The organism is Pseudomonas sp. SHLD1, from assembly GCF_028640935.1.
In the GTDB taxonomy this organism is placed as follows: Bacteria; Pseudomonadota; Gammaproteobacteria; order Pseudomonadales; family Pseudomonadaceae; genus Chryseomonas; species Chryseomonas aestiva.
The window spans coordinates 293,745-312,484 of record NZ_JAQZAD010000014.1 but is presented as its reverse complement, the minus strand read 5'-3'; the positions used below and the strand labels follow the sequence as shown (position 1 = coordinate 312,484).

Here is an 18,740-nt window from a genome sequence, read left to right as displayed (position 1 = left end):
GTCCCGTGCCCGCTCGATGAAAGCGGGCACGGGGGGCTGATAGGCAGGGGTAGGGCTGTCGGGTCTAGTCGGCGGCGACGGTGCGCTGTTGCTGCTCGCCCAGGCCCTGGATGCCCAGGCGCATTTCCTGGCCGGGCTTGAGGTACACCGACTGCGGCTTGACGCCCATGCCCACGCCCGGCGGGGTGCCGGTGGAGATGACGTCACCCGGCTGCAGGCTCATGCAGCGGCTGAGGTAGGCGATGATCTGCGCCACGCTGAAGATCATGGTGCGGGTGTTGCCGTCCTGGTAGCGGTGGCCGTCCACCTCCAGCCAGAGGTCGAGATTCTGCGGATCGGCCACCTCGTCGGCGGTGACCAGCCAGGGGCCGAGCGGGCCGAAGGTGTCGAAGCCCTTGCCCTTGTCCCAGGTGCCGCCGCGTTCGAGTTGCCACTCGCGCTCGGAGACGTCGTTGACCACGCAATAGCCGGCCACATGGTCCAGGGCATTGGCCTCGTCGATGTAGCGCCCGGCCTTGCCGATCACCACGCCCAGCTCCACTTCCCAGTCGGTCTTGGTCGAGTCGCGGGGGATCTGCACCGCGTCGTTGGGGCCGCAGATGGCGCTGGTCCACTTGTTGAACACCACCGGCTCCTTGGGTACGTCCAGGCCGGATTCGGCGGCATGGTCGGCATAGTTGAGGCCGATGCAGATGAACTTGCCGACCCGGCCCACGCAAGGACCCACGCGCGGGGTGCCATCCACCAGGGGCAGACTGTTTGGGTCCAGTTGGCGCAGGCGGGCCAGGGAGTCGGCGCCGAGCGCCTCGCCGGCGAGGTCGGCCACCTGGCCGGAGAGATCGCGAAGCCGGCCCTGGGCATCCAGCAGACCGGGTTTTTCCTGGCCCTGGGGGCCGTAGCGCAAGAGTTTCATCGGAGCTCCTATGAGGGGAAAAGGGTTGCGGACGAAAAGCGGCGTCAGACGCTCCAGCCACCATCGATCACCTGGGCGGTCCCGGTGACGAAGGCGGCGGCGTCGGAGGCAAGATACAGGGCGAGGGCGGCGATCTCCTCCGGGCGACCGACGCGACCCATCGGCTGGCGGGCGGCGAAGGCGGCTTGCACCTCGGCTTCGCTGCGGCCTTCACGGGCGGCCTGGTCGGCGATGCGCTGGTGCAGCGAGGGGGAATCCACGGTGCCGGGGCAGATGGCGTTGCAGCGGATGCCCTGGCCGACATAGTCGGCGGCCACCGACTTGGTCAGGCCGATCACCGCCGCCTTGCTGGCGCCATAGGCGCAGCGATTGGCCACGCCCTTGAGGCTGGAGGCGATCGAAGCCATGTTGATGATGCAGCCGCCACCCTGGGCCAGCATGCCGGGCAGCACGGCGCGGATCATCCGGTACATGGCGGTGGCATTGAGTTCGAAGGAGAAGCGCCAGGCCTCTTCGTCGCAATCGAGGATGCTGCCGGCGTGGACGTAGCCGGCGCAGTTGAACAAGACGTCGAAGCTGCCCAGCTCGGCGACCAGGGCGGTCACGGCGGCCGCGTCGGTGACGTCGAGCACCCGTGTCTGCAGCCCTTCGAGGCTGTCCAGGGCGGCGGCATTGATGTCGGTGGCGATGACCTCGGCACCGGCGCGATGGAAGGCGAGGGCGGTGGCCCGGCCGATCCCCTGGCCGGCGGCGGTGACCAGGACGCGTTTGCCTGCGTGACTCATGCGGAGACCTCTTGGCTGATTATTGTTGTGAGTTGCCTGACCGCCAGCGGTCAATGGTCAGGCCATTGGTCCTATTGTTTAGACCCTGCTAGGCTCTCAGGCAAGGATTTTTTCGCGGCAGACTGCGCGACCTGCATGAGACGAGACCGCCATGCCCCTTCAGGTGATTGAAAAACCACGGCTTTACCGGCAGATCGCCGACCAGCTGCGCGCCCTCATCGACGGCGGCGAATACCCGCCGGGCAGTTGCCTGCCCGCCGAGCGCGAGCTGGCCAAGCAGCTGGGGGTGAGTCGTGCTTCGGTGCGCGAAGCGCTGATCGCCCTGGAGGTGATCGGCCTGGTGGACGTGCGCGTCGGCGACGGCGTACGGGTCTGCGCCCCCAGCGCCCCGCCGCCACCGGACACCCCGGTGCTGGAGCTGGCCGGGCGCGGCCAGTGGGCCGAGATGGATCCGGAGCTGAGCCTGGCGCTGGATCTGGACGCCGAGATCCCGCCCTTCGCCCTGCTGCAGGCGCGTCGCCTGGTGGAACCGGAAGCCGCCGCCCTGGCCGCCCGGCACGCCAGCGCCAGCGAACTGGCCGGCATCCGCGCCGCCTATGTTCGCAACGTCGAGGACAATCGCCTGGGCTCTACCACCCATCCCGGCGACCGGCTGTTCCATATCCGCATCGCCCAGGCCAGCGGCAATCCGGCCTATGCGCTGCTGCTGCGCCATCTGCTCGGCCATCGCTACGGCAGCATGTTCCAGCTCCTGCAGCGCCGCTACACCCCTGAGGACATGCCCGACCGCTCCCAGCAGGAGCACCTCGCCATCCTCGAAGCCCTGGAAACCCACGACCCCGACGCCGCCCGCCAGGCCATGGCCGCGCACCTGGATGCGGTGACCCGCATCTTCGCGCGGCCGGCGTTGGAGTGAGGGAGGACTGGGGTGAGGGTGGCTGGCCCTGTTGGGCTTCGCTGTGCTCAGCGCCAACCTACGGGGGCTCGGTGATGCGTGGACAAGGCTGCGCCGTTGTCCACGCTACGAAATGGCCCCAACCTCTGCTCGGAACCGCCCCTTCTTCCTCCGGGAGAGGGTTGGGGTGAGGGCAAGCCCCGCGACGATGGCATGGGCAGGCAACACCGTAGGGTGGAAAACCGCGCAGCGTTTTCCACGCGAATCCTGCGCGCGACACCCCTCTGTACGGCTCCTTAGCCACCTGGCTGTGGCTGTTCCTATCGCCTGCCGACCACGGACAATCGGCTCTTTGCCCCCAGGAGTCCGCCGCCATGTCCCTCGTTTTCCATCAGGTCGATGTCTTCGCCCAGCGCCCGCTGGAGGGCAATGCCCTGGCGGTGGTCTGTGGCGCCGATGCGCTTTCTACCGAGCAGATGGCCGCCCTGGCGCGCTGGACCAATCTGTCGGAGACCACCTTTCTCCTCGAGCCCACCGATCCAGCGGCGGACTACCGGGTGCGCATCTTCACTCCGGTCCGCGAGCTGCCCTTTGCCGGCCATCCGACCCTCGGCAGCTGCCATGTCTGGTTGCGTGAAGGCGGACGACCCAAGGGCGGCGAGGTGATCCAGGAATGCGACGCCGGCCTGGTGTCGATCCGCGCCGCCGGAGAGGAGCTGGCCTTTGCCGCGCCGCCGCTGTTGCGAGGCGGCGCGGTGGAGGCTGAGGTACTGGCACGCATCGCCCGCGGCACCGGCCTTTCGCCCGAACGCATCCAGGCCAGCCAGTGGGCCGACAACGGTCCCGGCTGGGTCGCGGTGCTCGTGGAAAGTCGTGAGGAGTTGCTGGCGATCCGCCCGGACTATGCCGCCCTGGAAGGCCTCAACGTCGGCTTGATCGCACCCTGGACGGGCCATGGCGCGGAGGCGCAGTTCGAGGTGCGCGCCCTGATGGGCGAGGAGTTCGCCGAAGATCCGGTTACCGGCAGCCTCAACGCCAGCCTGGCGCAGTGGCTGATCCCGGCGGGCTTGGCACCGGAGCGCTACCTGGCCAGCCAGGGCACGGCGATGGGCCGGCGCGGCCGGGTACGGGTAGCCCGTATCGCCGACCGCATCTGGGTGGGTGGCGCGGTGCAGGACTGCATCCGCGGCACCCTTGCCCTCTAGGCGCGGATCAGAGCCCGACCGAGCGGCCCTTGAAGCCGGCGGCATCGAAGTAGCGGGTGTCGCCGACGTTCTGGGTCTTGAGTTCGGTGACCAGCCCACCCGCCGCCGGCGCGGAACGCTGCACCTGGTGGCTGGCCTTGAACGGCTTGCCGCCCTCCAGACTCTCGCCGATCACCCGGCCGACCAGTTGCCCCTTGGCCGGGATCTCCAGGTGCAGCAGGTGGGCTAGGGTTTGGCCGACGTCGGCGTTGCTGACCGGACTCAGGTCGACGAAGCCCTTGCGGAAGTCCGGGCCGATCGCCGCCATGAAGTTGTGGGTGTCGCCGCGGCTGAAGCTGCCGTGCATGCCCTGGCCCTGCTGCAGCCCGGTGTCGGCCACTTCCACGGCGCAGACGTCGGGTTTGCCGCAGCCGCTGTCATAGGAGCGGAAGTTGACCACGATGGCCGGATAGGGGGTGAGCGCCGAGCCCTTGAGGTTGATCGCCGAGAGCGGCAGGGTGCCGGGGATCTTGCCCAGGTCGTCGTCGACGAACAGGCCGCTGACGTAATCCTGCTTGAGCAGCGCGGCGACCACCTTGGGTGCCAGGGCCTTGGCATCACCCTGGGGCAGATAGACGAGGTCCGAACCGCCGTTGGCCGCCACCACCACCTCCGGCTTGGCCGCGTCGGGACCGATCAGGCCATTGGCCTTGCTCGGGTGCTGGCCCTTGTCCATCGCCACCGGGGCGTCCTTGGCGTCCGGATCGAGCAGCGGTAATTTCAGCGCGGCGGCGAGATCCAGGGCGAGGAAGCCGGGCGGCAGCTGCCCCTTGGGCACGTCGGGGTAGCTGGCCTTGGCCGCCGGACTGGTCTTGCTCTCCTTGGAAATGGTGGAGAAGCCGTGGTCGGCGCTGACGAAGATGTCGGTGTTGCCGTCCAGGCCCAGCTCCTTCAGCCGGGCGCGCAGGGCACCGAGGTTGGCGTCGACGTTGCGGATGGCGGCCAGGCTGGTGGGGCCGTTGATGCCCGGGGTGACCTTGCCCAGGCTGTCGCCCTGGTTGTGCTGGGTGCCGTCGGGATCGCGCGACCAGAACACCAGCACGAAGGGCTTGCCGCTTTCCTTGAAGCGCGGCAGCAGCACCTGGTTGGTGACCTCGAGGAAGTAGCGCTGCTGCTCGACGTTGGCGCTCAGGGTGCCCGGCGTGGTGGCGTTGCCGGCCTTGCCGTTGGCGCCCCGGCTCGGGGCTTCCAGCGGCAGACCGGCCTGTTTCAGGGCGTCCTGCATGGCCGCGCTCAGGGGAATGCCGGTGGGATGGCCGGTGGAGTCGTCGACGATCACCGTCTTCTCGCCGTCGCGGGCGGTCACGTCCTGGATGGCCACCGGGCCGAGCTTGCCGACGGCGGCGGTGGACAGGCCGGCCTGGCGCGCGGCGGCGAGCAGGGTTTCCTCGTCCAGGTAGTTGCCGGCGAAGTGCTCGTCGACGTCGCCCAGCACCTCGTCGTTTTCCAGGAAGGGCGTGACGCTGTTGTTCGCCCCTGGAACCGGGAAACCGGTGTAGATCGTGTTACTGAAATCCCCGGTGTCGCCCAGGTAGTGCCCGGTGGCCAGGGCCGAGGCATTGGGCGTGGTGAAGGTCGGAAACAGCGAGTGGCTGTTCTGGAAATTCACGCCTTCGCGCCGCAGCTGGGCCAGGTTCGGTGCGGTCTGGGCATCGACGATGTTGGCGCGCAGGCCATCGGGAATGAAGAGGATGACGTTGCGCGCTGGTTCCGCGGCCATGACGGCCGAACTGGCGAGGAGGGCGAGACTGCAGGCACGGGCGAGACGGGTAGGAAGGAACGCCATGGAAGACTCTCTGCGCAGGTGGAAAGACAGCAGAGATGTAACAAGAGATTGCTGCAGTTTTATGATGACAACGCCATGACACGGGGCGGCATCCTTTGTGCAACGCCTGGGTCCCCGTCCAAGGAGCTGCCCATGGCCCACGCCTTCGAGAGTACCGTCGCCGCTGCCCGTCACCTTGACCTGGATACCCCGGCCATCCGCCAGGCCCGCATCGATCTCGCCGCCTGTTTTCGCATGGCTGCCCGCCTGGGCCTGGGCGAGGGGATCTGCAATCACTTTTCCTTCGTGGTGCCCGGCCACGACGATCTGTTCCTGGTCAATCCCTATGGCCTGGCCTTCGCCGAGGTCACGGCTTCCTCGCTGCTGATCTGCGACTTCGTGGGCGGTGTGGTCGTGGGGGAGGGGGCGCCCGAGGCCACTGCCTTCCATATCCATGCCCAGCTGCACCGGCTCAATCCCCAGGCGCGGGCGGCCTTCCACACCCATATGCCCCATGCCACGGCGCTCTGCCTGCTGGAAGGCGACCCCTTCGTCTGGGCCGGGCAGACCGCGCTGAAGTTCCATGATCGCCTGAGCGTGGACGAGGACTACAACGGCCTGGCGCTGGACGCGGCCGAAGGCGAACGCATCGCCCGGGCGGCGGGTGACGCGGCGGTGGTCATGCTGAAGAATCACGGACCGCTGGTGCTGGGGCCGAGCATCGCCGAGGCCTGGGACGATCTCTACTACCTGGAGCGCGCCGCCGAGGTGCAACTCAAGGCCATGGCCAGCGGCCGGCCGCTGAAGCCAGTGGCACCGGCCATCGCGCACGCCGCCTGCCAGCAGCTGCTGCAGGGCAACGCCGACAGCGCACGGCTGCATCTGGAAAGCGTGAAGCGCCAGCTGCTGCGGCTGGAGCCGGACTATCGGGACTGAAAGGGACGATCAGCCGCCGCGGCTGCGACGCTGCGGCAAGGCCCGCGGTTGCGGGGTGGAGCGTTCCAGTGCGGCGGCCGCGACCGCGGGCAGCTCGGCATCCAGTTGTTCGACCAGCCGCTCGCGCAACTGGCGCTTGAGCTCGCGACTCATGTCCAGCTGCCCATGATGATCCAGCGCCAGAAAGCCTTGGCGGAGCATACCGATGGACAGGGACTGGACGTCCGCGCCCAGGGGGCAGACATCGAAGGCGAGCGACTGAGCGTGGGCTGACGGCATCCTGGTGATCATGACTGTCCCTCCTGGACCAGAGCCCCATCTTGCCAGGCCCGGCAAAGGGCGCTGCAGTGGCAAAGCGCGGACCCGTGGACTGCTGCGCATTTTGCCGACGCGAAAAAAAGCCCGGGATCCTCCCGGGCTAAAAGCGCAGATGTCAGCTTCTACGATGCCTCGTCGGCATGGAGGAGAGCTTGCCACTGCCCGCCTTATGGCTGCCTTAACGCCGCTAGCGAATCAGCGCGGCCAGCAGGGCCATGCAGGCGATGGCGGTAAAGATCAGCAGCAGGTGAAGCAGGGAGAGCTTGTCCATGGGCGAGGGCACGGGTAGCGACGCAGATGACCGATGATAGCAAAGAGCTATCATTCGTTGCCTGGTCGCGACTCAGGACGACTGCAGCATCGCCTGGATCCGCCGTTCCAGCGTATCCAGGGTGAAGGGCTTGGTCAGGACCCGCATGCCGGCGTCGAGATCGCCGTCCCCGATGACATTGGCCTCGGCATAGCCGGTGATGAACAGCACCGGCAACCGCGGTCGCAGCCGGCGCAGGGCATCGCCCAGCTGGCGGCCATTGAGCGTCCCCGGCAGGCCGACGTCGGTCACCAGCAGATCCAGCGGGGTATCGGGCGTTGCCAGTGCCAGGGCGGTGGCGGCATCGGCTGCCTCCAGCACCCGGTAGCCCTGGGCGAGCATGGCATCCACCAGCAGGGTGCGGATGGTCGGCTCGTCATCCACCACCAGGATGGTCTCGCCCTGGCCGGGCCGGCTGGGTTCGAACTCGGGATAGACCGGGGCGCTGGCCACCGGTGCCACGCAATGGCGCGGCAGATAGAGATGTACCCAGGTACCGGCGCCGGGCACGGAGTCGATGCGGATCTCGCCACCCGACTGCAGCACGAAGCCGTGCACCATGGACAATCCCAGCCCGGTGCCCTGGCCAATGGGCTTGGTGGTGAAGAAGGGGTCGAAGGCCCTGTCGCGGACCTCGTCGCTCATGCCGCTGCCGGTATCGCCCACGCTCAGGCGCACATAGTCGCCCACGGGCAGCGCCTGGCGTTCGGCCTGGGTCTCGTCCAGGCGCTCGTTGCTCAGGACGATACGGATGCGCCCGCCGTCGGGCATGGCGTCGCGGGCGTTGAGGCAGAGGTTGAGCAGGGCGTTTTCCAGCTGCGGGCCGTCGATGTGGGTCAGCCAGAGCCTGGGATCGGCCTCGCGCTCCAGGGCGATCTGCGGGCCGATGCTGCGCTGGATGAGGTCTTCCAGACCAATGACCAGTTGCTCCAGGGCCACCGGCTGCGGATCCAGGGTCTGGCGGCGGGAAAAGGCCAGCAATCGATGGGTCAGGGCGGCGGCGCGCTGGGCGGCGCTGCGGGCGGTGCCCGTGTAGCGCTCGAGGTCCTGCAGCCGGCCCTGGCGCAGGCGCAGGTCGAGCAGTTCCAGCGAACCGAGGATGCCGGTGAGCAGGTTGTTGAAGTCATGGGCGATGCCACCGGTGAGCTGGCCGACGGCTTCCATCTTCTGCGATTGCCGCAGGGCTTCTTCCATGAGCCGGATGCGCTCCTGCTCGTTGAGGCGCTCGGTGACGTCATAGGCGAACTGATAGGCGCCGATGCGCTGGCCCTCGGCGTCGAGCAGCGGACTGAATTGCAGTTCGTAGTGGCGCTGCAGCGATCCCCTGTGCACCGAGATGACGGTGCTGAAGGTCTCGCCGGCGAAGGCGCGGCGCCAGTGCGCGAGGATGCCGTCACGCAGGTCGGGCCGACGCTCCAGGCTTTCGCTGAAGGAGTCGCCGATGCGCGGCCTTACCCCGATCACCTCTTCGAACACCTCGGCGCCGGAGCCGTTGACCGCCAGCCAGCGGAAATCGAAGTCCAGTACGTGGATCATGGAGCTGGCGGCGTCCACCACATTGGCCAGGATGCGGTTGGCGACCAGCGCCGCCTGCACCCGCTCTTCGAGGGTTTCGTTGAGTTGCCGCAGGGCCGCCTCGGCGCGCTTGCGTGGGGTGATGTCCTGGAACAGCACGGCGACCTGGCGGCGGCTGGCCGGCTCGATGCGAAAGGCAGTCAGCTCCAGGTAGCGCCCGGTAGCCACCAGTTCCTGCTCGAAGCGGATGGCTTCGCCCGTACGCAGCACATGGCCATAGCGATCCAGCCAGGCCTGGGCCTCGTCGCCGACCATGTCGCGCAACCTCTGGCCCACCACGTTGGGAATGCCGGCATGGGCGGCATAGGCCGGATTGGCCTCGACATGCACATAGTCGCTCAGCGGCCCATGGGGGCCGTCGATGAATTCGATGATGCAGAAGCCTTCGTCCATGGCGTTGAACAGGAACTGGTAGCGCTCGCTGGCCAGGGCGGCAGGACTTTCAGGAGGCGCAGCGCGGGCGTCGAGCTGCTGGCGCAGCTGCTGATTGCTCTGCTCCAGCTCGGCAAGGCGCGCCAGCAGGGAAGGGGTGTCGGCGACAGGCACGGCAGGCTCGGCAAGAAAGATGAGGCGACGGCTTCGCTTCAAAGACCGGCATTAGACGACCCCGGATGAGAAAGTGCCAGGCGCGTCACAGATTCTTCATGGTGCTGTCCAGCTGCCTGGCATGAGTGCCAAGGCGGGCTCGCCAGGCCAGGGTATAGCCCCTTGAGAGATGTCTGACCACTCTGCTTTGGGTGGATTGACACCTTCGAAAGTCACTCATACGATGTCATATGAATATCTGGTAACAGCTTTCCAACGACCCCGGTTCACGCCGGTCAATAACAACAAGTCAGGAAGCCCATTCAATGACTATCCAGGTCACTCCCGAGACGGAGTCCGCCCTGCGGCCGCAGGTCCCGCCCGTCGCCGCTACCCAGCAAGCCTCCCGCATCACCCGCTACCGCTGGCTGATCTGCGCCCTGCTGTTCATCGCCATCGGCATCAACTACATCGACCGCCAGATGATCGGCATCCTCAAGCCCACGCTGCAGGCGGACCTGGGCTGGACGGAGACCGACTACGCCAAGATCGTGTTCTGGTTCCAGTGCGCCTACGCCATCGGCTTCCTGACCTTTGGCCGCATCATCGACAAGGTCGGGGTGCGTATCGGCTACGCCCTGGCCTTCACCATCTGGACCATCGCCAGCATCGGTCACGGCATCGCCCATACCGTCACCCACTTCGTGCTGGTGCGCTTCACCCTCGGCTTCGGCGAGTCCGGCAGCTTTCCGGCCAGCCTCAAGGCGGTGTCGGAATGGTTTCCGCAAAAGGAACGCGCCCAGGCCACCGGGCTGTTCAACGCCGGCACCGCCATGGGTCCGATCATCACACCTTTGCTGGTTCCGGCCATCACCCTGGCCTGGGGCTGGCGCGCGGCCTTCATCTCCATCGGCATCGTCACCGCCCTGTGGCTGATCGCCTGGCTGCTGATCTATCGCCGTCCCCACGAGCACCCCAAGGTGAGTCGTGAAGAGCTGGCCTACATCCAGGTCGACGATGGCTCCCCGGTGGCGGCCACCCCGACTGTCCCGACCAAGATCTCCTGGTTCAAGCTGCTGACCTTCCGCGAGACCTGGGCCTATGCCGCCGGCAAGTTCCTCACCGATCCGATCTGGTGGCTGTACCTGTTCTGGCTGCCGGACTTCCTCGGCAAGACCTACGGCCTGAATCTGAAATCCTTCGGTCCGCCGCTGATCGCCATCTATATCCTCGCCGACATCGGCTCGGTGATGGGCGGCTGGGGCTCGTCCAAGCAGATGAAGCTCGGCCGCAGCGCCAACCTGGCGCGCAAGACCACCATGCTGCTCTGCGCCCTGGCGGTCGTGCCCATCGTCACCGCCCAGTTCGTCTCCAGCCTGTGGCTGGTGGTCGGCATCATCGGCCTCGCCGCCGCGGCCCACCAGGCCTGGTCGGCCAACCTGATGACCCTGCCGTCGGACCTTTTCCCCAAGGAAGCCGTGGCCTCGGTGATCGGCATCGGTGGTACCGCCGGCGCCATCGGCGGCATGCTGATGACCACCTACAACGGCTACATCCTGGAGATCTTCAAGTCCTACCAGCCGATCTTCATCGTCGCCGGCAGTGCCTACCTGGTGGCCATCGTGGTCATCCATGTGCTCACGCCACGACTCAAGCCGGTGCCGCTGGAGCGCATCTCGGTGGGCTGACCACGGGTCGCTGACAGAGAAGCCGCCGGGTCCTCCCCCGGCGGCTTTTTTTATGCCACTGGCTGTCCGGATCGCGCAGGGGGCTGTCCTGCTCGCGAGCGCAGCGGGCGGGTAGGGCGGTCAGACTCTGAGGCCCAGCCCTGGAGTCCCCCATGCTCAAGCAACCCCAGACCAAGTACCGCGCCTTCGCCGCGCCCTCGTTACCCGACCGCCAATGGCCGGGCCGTCAGCTGACCCAGGCGCCGCGCTGGTGCTCAACCGATCTGCGCGATGGCAACCAGGCCCTGATCGAGCCCATGGGGCTGGAGCGCAAGCGGCGCTTCTTCACCCTGTTGCTGGCGATCGGCTACCGGGAAATCGAGGTGGCCTTTCCGGCGGCGTCCCAGACCGATTTCGATTTCGTCCGCGAACTGGTCACCGCGGACGGACTGCCGGACGATCTCTGGCTGCAGGTGATGACGCCGGCGCGCAGCGAACTGATCGAGCGCACCTTCGCGGCCCTGGTCGGGGCACCCCGCGCCATCGTCCATCTCTACAATGCCACCGCGCCACTGTTTCGCCGGGTGGTGTTCGACCAGGATCGCGCCGCCACCCTGGCCATGGCGGTGGCCGGTACCCAGCGGGTGCGTGCCCTGTGCGACGCCCAGCCGGAGACGGCCTGGATTTATCAGTATTCGCCCGAAACCTTCTGCTTCACCGAGGCGGACTTCGCCTTGGAGATCTGCCAGGCGGTGCGCGAGGCCTGGCAGCCCTCGGCGGATCGCCCGCTGATCCTCAATCTGCCGGCGACGGTGGAAGTGGCCACGCCCAATGTCTATGCCGACCAGATCGAGGGCTTCATCCGCGGCCTGGGTCCGGCGCCGCATGTGACCATCAGCGTCCATCCGCACAACGACCGTGGCACCGGCGTCGCCTGCGCCGAACTGGCCCAGCTGGCCGGGGCCACGCGCGTGGAAGGCTGCCTGTTCGGCAATGGCGAGCGCACCGGCAACGTGGACCTGGTGACCCTGGCGCTGAATCTCTACAGCCAGGGGATCACGCCGGGGATCGACTTCTCCCGCCTGGAGGAGGTAGCCAGCGTGGTGGAGGCCTGCAACCAGCTGACCATCCATCCGCGCCATCCCTATGGCGGTCGCCTGGCCCTGGCCGCCAATACCGAGCAGGGCGCGGCCCTGGGACTCGTCGATCCGGCCGAGCTGGGACTCAGGGCGCGGCGGGGCTGACCGCGTCGGGCAGGCCCGCCTGGCCGCGATAGGCCGAGGGCGATACCCCCAGCACCTGGCGGAAACGGGTGGCGAAGGCACTGGGGCTGGCGTAGCCGTGGTCCAGGGCGACGTCGACGATGGCATGGCCGGCGGCCAGGGAGGTTAGGCTGGAATCCAGCCGCGCCCGCTGCAGCCACTGGCCGAAGGTCAGGCCGGTCTCTTTGAGGAACAGTCGGCTCAGGGTGCGCTCGCTGACCGCCAGTCGCGCGGCGGCGCCGGTCAGCGTCCAGCGCTCGCCCGGGTGCTGGCGCAGGTGGCGGCAGAGTTCAGCGAGCGTGGCATCCACCGGCCAGGGCAGGTGCAGTCCGGCGGTGGGCGAGCCCTGCAACTCGTCGAGCATCAGCTGCAGAATATGGTGGGCGCGCCCCTCGGCCAGTCTGTCGGCAGGCAGGGGCAGGGCGGCCAGGATGAGTTCGCGCAGGAGCGGCGAGACGGCGATCAGCTGGCAGCGCGTCGGCAGCTCGGACCGTACCTGCGGATCGACGAACAGGGTGCGCACCTCGACGCGGCCTAGCAGGTGCAGATCGTGCTCTTCGCCGGCGGGTACCCAGACGCCCCGCCCGGGCGGCACCACCCAGCGGCCCTGGGCGGTGTTGACGATGACCACGCCGCAGAGCGCATGGATCAGCTGCGCCTGGCGATGGCTATGGGGCGGCACCCGTTCGCCATGGGCATAGTCCTGGGCCACGGCGTGCAGGCCGTTGCATGAGCTGAAGTCGATGAGCATGGCGTCAGGCCGGCGCGCGGCCGGCCAGCCACTTGCCCAGCAGCGCATCCAGTTGCCGCTGCTCGGCTTCGCTGAGGGTCGCCAGGGCCCGGCGCTCGTTGTCGACGTGGGCGGCCATCAGGCCATCGATCAGGGCGAAGCCGTCCGCGGTGAGGGCCACCAGGGTACTGCGGCGATCCTCGGGATTCCTGCGCCGCTCGATCAGGCCGGCTCGCTCCAGGCGGTCGAGGCGATTGGTCATGCCACCCGAGGAGATCATGGCCGATTCATAGAGCACGGTCGGACTCAGGGCATAGGGCTCGCCGGCGCGCCTCAGGGTCGCCAGGACGTCGAATTCGCCATAGTGCAACCGGTGTTCGTCGAAGAAGGGCTGCAGGACATCGCGATTGAGCACCTGGGCCATCTCGCCCAGCCGACCCACCAGGCGCATGGGCAGGGCATCCAGGTCGGGGCGCTCGCGGTGCCATTGGTCCACGGCGAATTCGGCGCGATCGGCCATCGGGTTACCTCGGGAATATATCTTGATGTTAAGATACTTCTCATCAAGAGAAATACCGTGTCATTCTGGAGATTGTCCATGCTTTCCGCGTCATCATCATCCCCGACCATGGCCGCACCGCGCCAGGACGCCTTTCTCGTCGTGCTGCTGGTACTGCTGGTCGGCCTCAACCTACGGCCCATCCTGGCCGCCATCGGTCCGCTGCTGGATGGCATCCAGGCCGCGACCGGCCTGGAAGGTAGTGGCGCCGGCGCGCTGACCACCCTGCCCATCGCTGCCATGGGCCTCTGCGCCCTGGGCGGCGCCCGCCTGCAGGCCTGGCTCGGCGAGCGCCGTGGCATCGCCCTCGGCCTGCTGCTGCTGGCCCTGGCCAATGCGCTGCGCTGGGAAGAGCCGAGCGGCCTGGGGCTGATCCTCACCGCCGGCCTGGGCGGCGTCGGCATCGCCCTGGTTCAGGCGCTGATCCCTGCCTACATCCGCCGCTGCCATCCGCAGCGCACCAGCACCCTGATGGGCCTTTACACCACCGGCATCATGGGGGGCGCGGCCGTGGCGGCGGCTACCGCCGCGCCCCTGGCCGAGCAGTGGGGCTGGGCCCAGGGCCTGGCGCTCTGGACCCTGCCGGTGCTGCTGGCGCTCGGCGTCTGGCTGGCCCTGGCCCGTCCGGATGCGCCGGCGCAGAACGCTGCGCCCCGCGCGCAACCCTGGCGTCAACGCCAGGCCTGGCTGCTGCTGGCCTTCTTCGGTATCGGCACCGCTGCCTACACCCTGGTGCTGGCCTGGCTGCCGCCGTACTACACCGGCCTCGGCTGGCAACCGGCCGACAGCGGCCTGCTGCTGGGCGGCGTGAGTCTCGCCGAGGTCAGCGCCGGCCTGCTGCTGTCGGCCACCATCGCCCGGCTGCGCAATCGCCGGCCGCTGGTGCTGGGGGTGCTCGGCGTGGTGCTGGTGGGGCTGTTGTGCCTGGCGCTGGCACCGCTGCCACTGGCGGTGCCGACCGCCATCCTGCTTGGCCTGGGCATCGGCGCGCTGTTTCCGCTGTCGCTGATCCTGGCGATGGACCAGGTGCGCGATCCCGCCGAAGCCGGTGCCTTGCTCGGCTTCGTCCAGGGCGGTGGCTATCTGATCGCCAGCCTGGCGCCGCTGGCCGCCGGCATCCTGCGCGACCAGCTGGACAGCCTGGCCAACGCCTGGCTGCTGATGGCGGTGGGCGTGGTGCTGCTGATGGGCCTCGGCCTGCGCCTGACCCGACCCGCGCGGCCGGTCGTGGCGCGCGGTTGCCAGCAGGCCTAGCCCGCGCGCGGCAGGCGCAACTCCACGCAAAAGCCGCCCCGCGCCCGATTGCTGAAGCTCAGGGCACCGCCCAGGCGGCGGGTGATGGTCTCGACGATGGCCAGGCCCAGCCCGGCGCCCTGGGGGTTGCCGGCGCTGTAGAAGCGATCGCACAAGCGCGCCAGCTCGGCCTCGTCCACCCCGGGGCCGCGATCCTCCACCCGCAGCAGTACGCCCTGGTCCTGGCTGGTTTCGATGCCGACTTCCACCGCGCTGCCGGCGGGGGCGAAGGCCAGCGCATTGGTCACCAGATTCTGCAGGGCGATGGCGATGGCGTCCGGATCGCCCAGCACGGGCGGTCCGGCCTGGGCCGCCAATACCAGCTCCACCTGATGCCTGAGCGCCAGGGGCGTCAATTCCGCCAGTTCTTCCCGGACCAGGGGTTCCAGGGCCAGCGGCTGGACCTGGGTGGCGCCGGGTTCCAGGCGCGCCAGGGTCAGCAGCTGGCTGGCCAGCCGGGTGGCCCGGCTGACGCCCTGGCGCAGATAGCCCAGGGCTTCGTCGCGCTCCTCGGCCGTCTCAGCGCGCTGGGCGTTCTGCGCATGCAGATCGAGGATCGCCAGGGGCGTACGCAATTCGTGAGCGGCGTCGGCGATGAAGCGCCGCTCGCGGTCGAGCAGGGCGCGCAACTGGGCGAGCTGGTGATCCAGGGCGCCGCGCATGGGTTGCAACTCCGGCGGCAGCGGGCCGGCCGGCAGCGGCGCCAGGCTGTGCGGATCGCGCTCGCGCAATCCGCGGGCGAAGTCCTGCAGCGGTCGCAGGCCCCAGCCCAGCAGCAGCCAGAGCACCCCGACCAGCAGCGGCAGGCCCACCAGGGTCGGCCAGAGGGTATGGCTGACGATGCGCTGGATCAGGTCCTGGCGCAGGTCCTCGCGCTCGCCGACCCAGATGCGCAGGCCGCCATCGGCGGTACGCAACAGCATCCCGCACCATTCGCGCCCGTTGTCGAACACCTCGTGCAGCCCTTCCGGCGGCACCTCGGTCAGCCGCGGCGCCTGGCCGGAGCGGGCCAGCAGCCGGCCATCGGCGGTCCAGATCTGGAAGGTCAGCTGATTCTCGTAGGGATGCGCCGGCACGTTGCCGGGCACGGGTTGCATGGCGCGATCGAACACCCGGATCAGCTCCGGCCAGCTGGCCGCCGCCGGCGTGCCGGCCTGCAGCAGGCCTTCCAGCAGGCGCGCGCCCTGGACCAGCTGGGCGTCGTAGATGCCCTCGATCTCGCGATGGCTGTCGCGCAGGGCCAGCAGCGCGAGGGCCAGGCTGCCGGCCAGCACCAGGGCCAGGGTGGGGGCGAGGATGCGGGTCCGGATGGCGATCATGGCTGACGCTCCAGCAGGTAGCCGACCCCGCGCACGGTGCGGATCAGGCCGCTGTCGAGCTTCTTGCGCAGGTTGTGGATGAGCACTTCCAGGGTGTTGCCCGAGGCGGCTTCCTGCCAGCCATAGAGGGCGTTGCTCAGCCGCTCGCGGGTGATGACGGCGCCCGGTCGCAGCAGCAACAGGTGCAGCAGCTGGTATTCCATAGGCGTCACCACCACCTCGGCGCCGTGGTAGTGCACCACCTGGCGGGCCGGATCGAGGCTGATGCCGGCGTGCTCCAGCAGCGGGTGCGCGCGGCCACAGCTGCGGCGGATCAGGGCGCGCAGGCGGGCCTTGAGTTCGTCCAGATCGCAGGGCTTGACCAGGTAGTCATCGGCGCCGGCATCCAGGCCCTGGATGCGATCGGCCTTGGCGTCGCGGGAGGTGAGCACCAGCACCGGCACCTGGCCGTCCGGCTGGCTGCGCAGGCGGCGCAGCAGGTCGAGGCCGTCGCGGCGCGGCAGGCCCAGGTCCAGCAGCACCAGGTCGAAGCGCTCGGAGGCCAGGGCGTGCTCGGCGGCCAGGCCGTCAGCCACCCAGTCCAGGGTGTAGCCTTCGCCGCGCAGGGCCATGCGAATGCCCTGGGCCAGGGCCGCGTCGTCTTCCACCAGCAGTACCCGCACGATCGCCTTCCTCTCTCTGCAATGCCGCCAGGGCGCCATCATCGCCGGCGTCCTGGCGCAGCGGCAGGGGCAACTGTTACCGGGCGTTGCGTCCTAAGACTGCATTAAGCTTTGGCGCCGAGTCTGGCCACTCCAACCACGAGGAGTGTCGCCATGCGCCGCCTGCTGCTGCCGTTGCTGTTCGCAAGTCCCCTGGCCCTTGCCGCCGAACCCCAGTGCACCCAGGCGGACAAATCCACCTGGCAGGACGCCGAGAAATTCCAGGCGCAACTGCGTGACCAAGGCTACGAGATCAAGAAATTCAAGATCACCAAGGGCAACTGCTACGAGATCTACGGCTTCGACAAGGAAAAGCGCAAGGTCGAGATCTATCACGACCCGGTGAGCGGCAAGGCGGTCAAGAGCGAGATCGACAGCTGATGAGGACGGCGACCGTGCGGCTCTGGGATCCCCTGGTACGGCTGTTCCACCTGTCGGTCGCCGCGGCCTTTTTCGCCAACTATTTCTTCAACGAGAAGGGCGCCTTCTGGCACCGCTGGATCGGCTACTACGCCAGTGCCTGGCTGCTGGTACGCCTGATCTGGGGCTTCGTTGGCCCGCGCAGCGCGCGCTGGAGCGACTGCTGGCCGACCCGCGCGCGGCTGAGCGCTCATCTGCGTGATCTCTGGCAGGGGCGGCCCCATCATCGCCTCGGCCATTCGCCGCTGGGCGCCCTGGTGATGTTGCTGATGATGGGCGCCATCGGCGGCCTGGGCGTCACCGGCTTTCTCATGCGCGAGGTGGATGCCCTCTGGGGCGCCGACTGGCCCGCAGACCTGCACGCGCTCTTCGCCAACGGCCTGCTGGCGCTGGTCTGCCTGCATGCCGTGGCCGCCGTGGTGGAGAGCCTGCGGGTGGGCGACAACCTGCCGCTGTCGATGCTGACCGGTCGCCGCCGCCCGCTGGATGAGTCTTCCCCGCGCGACTAGGGCTCGCCTAGGCGCAGTGCCCGTCGAGGGTGCCCGGCGGATCCACCTGCACCGTCACGTGCTGCAGGCCATGGCGACTGCGCAACAGCTCGCCCACCAGGGTCGGCAGGCGCAGGGGGTCGCTGCCCGGCGCCGGGGTGATGTGCAGGGTGGCGATGCGGGTTTCGTCGGTCAGCGTCCAGACGTGCAGGTGGCCGACCTCGGCCACCTCCGGCAGGGCGCGAACCGCCGCCGTGGCACCAGCCGTGTCGAATTCCCGCGGCGCCGCCTGCAGCAGCACCGCGCCGGCATCGCGCACCAGGGTCCAGGCCGATTTGACGATGAGCAGGGCGACCAGGATCGACAGCGCCGGATCCAGCCAGGTCCAGCCGGTCCAGAGGATGCCCAGGGCGGCGAGGATGGCGCCCACCGAACCCAGCAGGTCACCGGCCACATGAAGCAGGGCGCCGCGCAGGTTGCTGTCGTCCTTGTGTCCGCTGTTGAGCACCACGAAGCCGACGATATTGACCACCAGGCCGATCACCGCCACCACCAGCATGGGGCCGGACAGCACCTCGGTGGGCTCGCGCAGCCGCATGATGGCTTCCCAGCCGATCCACAGGACCAGCAGCAACAGGGCGACGCCATTGGTCAGGGCGGCAAGGATGCGTACCCGGTGGAAGCCATAGGTGAAGCGCGCATTGGCCGCCTTGGCCGCCACGCGGTAGGCCACCAGGGCCAGCAGCAGGGCCGCGGCATCCGAGACCATGTGCCCGGAATCGGCGATCAGCGCCAGGGAGCCGGACCACCAGCCGCCCACGGCCTGGACGATGGCGTAGCCAAAGGTGAGGACGAAGACCAGCTTGAGCTTGCGCTCGTTGGCGGCGGTCACCCGCGGGGCATGGGAATGACCATGGCCGTGGTCGTGGTCGTGGTCGTGGTCGTGGTCGTGGCCATGCTGATGATCGTGGTCGTGGTCGTGGTCGTGGTCGTGGTGAGGGGTGGAGCCACTCATCTACAGGTCTCCGAAGCGTT

General features: G+C 68.4%; 18 protein-coding genes. 8 read left to right on the top strand and 10 right to left on the bottom strand.

What is annotated here, in order from left to right; translation table 11 throughout:
* Window positions 1-64: 64 nt before the first annotated feature.
* Window positions 65-913: an ureidoglycolate lyase gene (locus PVZ77_RS12050; protein WP_273806618.1), complete on the bottom strand. Its 849-nt coding sequence runs from the start codon at window positions 911-913 to the stop codon at window positions 65-67.
* 44 nt (window positions 914-957) lie between these two features.
* Window positions 958-1,698, bottom strand: a complete 741-nt coding sequence (locus PVZ77_RS12045) for an SDR family oxidoreductase (RefSeq protein WP_133861378.1) — start codon at window positions 1,696-1,698, stop codon at window positions 958-960.
* A 151-nt stretch (window positions 1,699-1,849) separates the two neighbouring features.
* On the opposite strand from PVZ77_RS12045, the gene PVZ77_RS12040 reads away from it, so the two are divergent.
* Both PVZ77_RS12040 and PVZ77_RS12035 read left to right on the top strand, forming a co-directional pair.
* Window positions 1,850-2,614 (top strand): FadR/GntR family transcriptional regulator, encoded by a 765-nt coding sequence (locus tag PVZ77_RS12040; RefSeq protein WP_273806617.1) that lies wholly within the window; start codon window positions 1,850-1,852, stop codon window positions 2,612-2,614.
* Between the two features lie 353 nt (window positions 2,615-2,967).
* Window positions 2,968-3,798, top strand: coding sequence for a PhzF family phenazine biosynthesis protein (locus tag PVZ77_RS12035; protein WP_273806616.1), 831 nt, complete (start codon window positions 2,968-2,970; stop codon window positions 3,796-3,798).
* A gap of 7 nt (window positions 3,799-3,805) precedes the next feature.
* Here the strand turns inward: PVZ77_RS12035 and PVZ77_RS12030 are convergent, their stop codons facing one another.
* Window positions 3,806-5,623 carry an alkaline phosphatase family protein gene (locus tag PVZ77_RS12030; RefSeq protein WP_273806615.1) on the bottom strand — a complete coding sequence of 606 codons (1,818 nt, stop codon included), beginning with the start codon at window positions 5,621-5,623 and terminating at the stop codon, window positions 3,806-3,808.
* A 132-nt stretch (window positions 5,624-5,755) separates the two neighbouring features.
* Here PVZ77_RS12030 and PVZ77_RS12025 point away from each other — a divergent pair, with 132 nt between their 5' ends.
* The gene (locus tag PVZ77_RS12025) at window positions 5,756-6,538 is read left to right on the top strand and encodes an aldolase (protein WP_273806614.1); all 783 of its coding nucleotides are present in this window, start codon (window positions 5,756-5,758) and stop codon (window positions 6,536-6,538) included.
* Window positions 6,539-6,547: 9 nt separating this feature from the next.
* Here PVZ77_RS12025 and PVZ77_RS12020 read toward each other — a convergent pair whose 3' ends face one another.
* A complete protein-coding gene (locus tag PVZ77_RS12020) occupies window positions 6,548-6,829 on the bottom strand; it encodes a hypothetical protein (RefSeq protein ID WP_273806613.1) in 282 nt (93 codons plus the stop codon).
* Between the two features lie 370 nt (window positions 6,830-7,199).
* Window positions 7,200-9,287 carry a PAS domain-containing protein gene (locus PVZ77_RS12015; protein ID WP_273806612.1) on the bottom strand — a complete coding sequence of 696 codons (2,088 nt, stop codon included), beginning with the start codon at window positions 9,285-9,287 and terminating at the stop codon, window positions 7,200-7,202.
* 305 nt (window positions 9,288-9,592) lie between these two features.
* Here PVZ77_RS12015 and PVZ77_RS12010 point away from each other — a divergent pair, with 305 nt between their 5' ends.
* A complete protein-coding gene (locus PVZ77_RS12010; protein ID WP_273806611.1) occupies window positions 9,593-10,954 on the top strand; it encodes an MFS transporter in 1,362 nt (453 codons plus the stop codon).
* A 152-nt stretch (window positions 10,955-11,106) separates the two neighbouring features.
* Window positions 11,107-12,177 carry a 2-isopropylmalate synthase gene (locus tag PVZ77_RS12005; RefSeq protein WP_273806610.1) on the top strand — a complete coding sequence of 357 codons (1,071 nt, stop codon included), beginning with the start codon at window positions 11,107-11,109 and terminating at the stop codon, window positions 12,175-12,177.
* Here the strand turns inward: PVZ77_RS12005 and PVZ77_RS12000 are convergent.
* Together PVZ77_RS12000 and PVZ77_RS11995 are read right to left on the bottom strand one after the other, a co-directional pair.
* Entirely contained in the window at window positions 12,158-12,946 is a 789-nt protein-coding gene (locus PVZ77_RS12000) for an AraC family transcriptional regulator (protein WP_273806609.1), read from the bottom strand. The two genes, PVZ77_RS12005 and PVZ77_RS12000, sit on opposite strands and share 20 nt — an antisense overlap.
* Before the next feature lie 4 nt (window positions 12,947-12,950).
* Window positions 12,951-13,445: a MarR family winged helix-turn-helix transcriptional regulator gene (locus PVZ77_RS11995; RefSeq protein ID WP_273806608.1), complete on the bottom strand. Its 495-nt coding sequence runs from the start codon at window positions 13,443-13,445 to the stop codon at window positions 12,951-12,953.
* Between the two features lie 78 nt (window positions 13,446-13,523).
* Here PVZ77_RS11995 and PVZ77_RS11990 point away from each other — a divergent pair, with 78 nt between their 5' ends.
* Window positions 13,524-14,738 carry an MFS transporter gene (locus PVZ77_RS11990; RefSeq protein ID WP_273806607.1) on the top strand — a complete coding sequence of 405 codons (1,215 nt, stop codon included), beginning with the start codon at window positions 13,524-13,526 and terminating at the stop codon, window positions 14,736-14,738.
* On the opposite strand, the gene PVZ77_RS11985 is transcribed toward PVZ77_RS11990, so the two are convergent.
* Window positions 14,735-16,096 carry an ATP-binding protein gene (locus PVZ77_RS11985; protein ID WP_273806606.1) on the bottom strand — a complete coding sequence of 454 codons (1,362 nt, stop codon included), beginning with the start codon at window positions 16,094-16,096 and terminating at the stop codon, window positions 14,735-14,737. The two genes, PVZ77_RS11990 and PVZ77_RS11985, sit on opposite strands and share 4 nt — an antisense overlap.
* Window positions 16,093-16,758, bottom strand: coding sequence for a response regulator (locus PVZ77_RS11980; protein WP_273806605.1), 666 nt, complete (start codon window positions 16,756-16,758; stop codon window positions 16,093-16,095). The genes PVZ77_RS11985 and PVZ77_RS11980 overlap by 4 nt, the downstream gene beginning before the upstream one ends.
* A gap of 153 nt (window positions 16,759-16,911) precedes the next feature.
* Here PVZ77_RS11980 and PVZ77_RS11975 point away from each other — a divergent pair, with 153 nt between their 5' ends.
* Window positions 16,912-17,178, top strand: coding sequence for a PepSY domain-containing protein (locus tag PVZ77_RS11975; protein ID WP_273806604.1), 267 nt, complete (start codon window positions 16,912-16,914; stop codon window positions 17,176-17,178).
* Window positions 17,178-17,726: a cytochrome b/b6 domain-containing protein gene (locus PVZ77_RS11970; protein WP_273806603.1), complete on the top strand. Its 549-nt coding sequence runs from the start codon at window positions 17,178-17,180 to the stop codon at window positions 17,724-17,726. The genes PVZ77_RS11975 and PVZ77_RS11970 overlap by 1 nt, the downstream gene beginning before the upstream one ends.
* Window positions 17,727-17,733: 7 nt before the next feature.
* On the opposite strand, the gene PVZ77_RS11965 is transcribed toward PVZ77_RS11970, so the two are convergent.
* Entirely contained in the window at window positions 17,734-18,720 is a 987-nt protein-coding gene (locus PVZ77_RS11965) for a cation diffusion facilitator family transporter (protein WP_273806602.1), read from the bottom strand.
* Between the last annotated feature and the right edge of the window lie 20 nt (window positions 18,721-18,740).

Excerpts from the sequence above, each read along its gene's own strand:
- PVZ77_RS12050 (WP_273806618.1), bottom strand. The coding sequence starts at position 913 with ATGAAACTCTTGCGCTACGGCCCCCAGGGCCAGGAAAAACCCGGTCTG.
- PVZ77_RS12045 (WP_133861378.1), bottom strand. The coding sequence starts at position 1,698 with ATGAGTCACGCAGGCAAACGCGTCCTGGTCACCGCCGCCGGCCAGGGG.
- PVZ77_RS12040 (WP_273806617.1), top strand. The coding sequence starts at position 1,850 with ATGCCCCTTCAGGTGATTGAAAAACCACGGCTTTACCGGCAGATCGCC.
- PVZ77_RS12035 (WP_273806616.1), top strand. The coding sequence starts at position 2,968 with ATGTCCCTCGTTTTCCATCAGGTCGATGTCTTCGCCCAGCGCCCGCTG.
- PVZ77_RS12030 (WP_273806615.1), bottom strand. The coding sequence starts at position 5,623 with ATGGCGTTCCTTCCTACCCGTCTCGCCCGTGCCTGCAGTCTCGCCCTC.
- PVZ77_RS12025 (WP_273806614.1), top strand. The coding sequence starts at position 5,756 with ATGGCCCACGCCTTCGAGAGTACCGTCGCCGCTGCCCGTCACCTTGAC.
- PVZ77_RS12020 (WP_273806613.1), bottom strand. The coding sequence starts at position 6,829 with ATGATCACCAGGATGCCGTCAGCCCACGCTCAGTCGCTCGCCTTCGAT.
- PVZ77_RS12010 (WP_273806611.1), top strand. The coding sequence starts at position 9,593 with ATGACTATCCAGGTCACTCCCGAGACGGAGTCCGCCCTGCGGCCGCAG.
- PVZ77_RS12005 (WP_273806610.1), top strand. The coding sequence starts at position 11,107 with ATGCTCAAGCAACCCCAGACCAAGTACCGCGCCTTCGCCGCGCCCTCG.
- PVZ77_RS12000 (WP_273806609.1), bottom strand. The coding sequence starts at position 12,946 with ATGCTCATCGACTTCAGCTCATGCAACGGCCTGCACGCCGTGGCCCAG.
- PVZ77_RS11995 (WP_273806608.1), bottom strand. The coding sequence starts at position 13,445 with ATGGCCGATCGCGCCGAATTCGCCGTGGACCAATGGCACCGCGAGCGC.
- PVZ77_RS11990 (WP_273806607.1), top strand. The coding sequence starts at position 13,524 with ATGCTTTCCGCGTCATCATCATCCCCGACCATGGCCGCACCGCGCCAG.
- PVZ77_RS11985 (WP_273806606.1), bottom strand. The coding sequence starts at position 16,096 with ATGATCGCCATCCGGACCCGCATCCTCGCCCCCACCCTGGCCCTGGTG.
- PVZ77_RS11975 (WP_273806604.1), top strand. The coding sequence starts at position 16,912 with ATGCGCCGCCTGCTGCTGCCGTTGCTGTTCGCAAGTCCCCTGGCCCTT.
- PVZ77_RS11970 (WP_273806603.1), top strand. The coding sequence starts at position 17,178 with ATGAGGACGGCGACCGTGCGGCTCTGGGATCCCCTGGTACGGCTGTTC.
- PVZ77_RS11965 (WP_273806602.1), bottom strand. The coding sequence starts at position 18,720 with ATGAGTGGCTCCACCCCTCACCACGACCACGACCACGACCACGACCAC.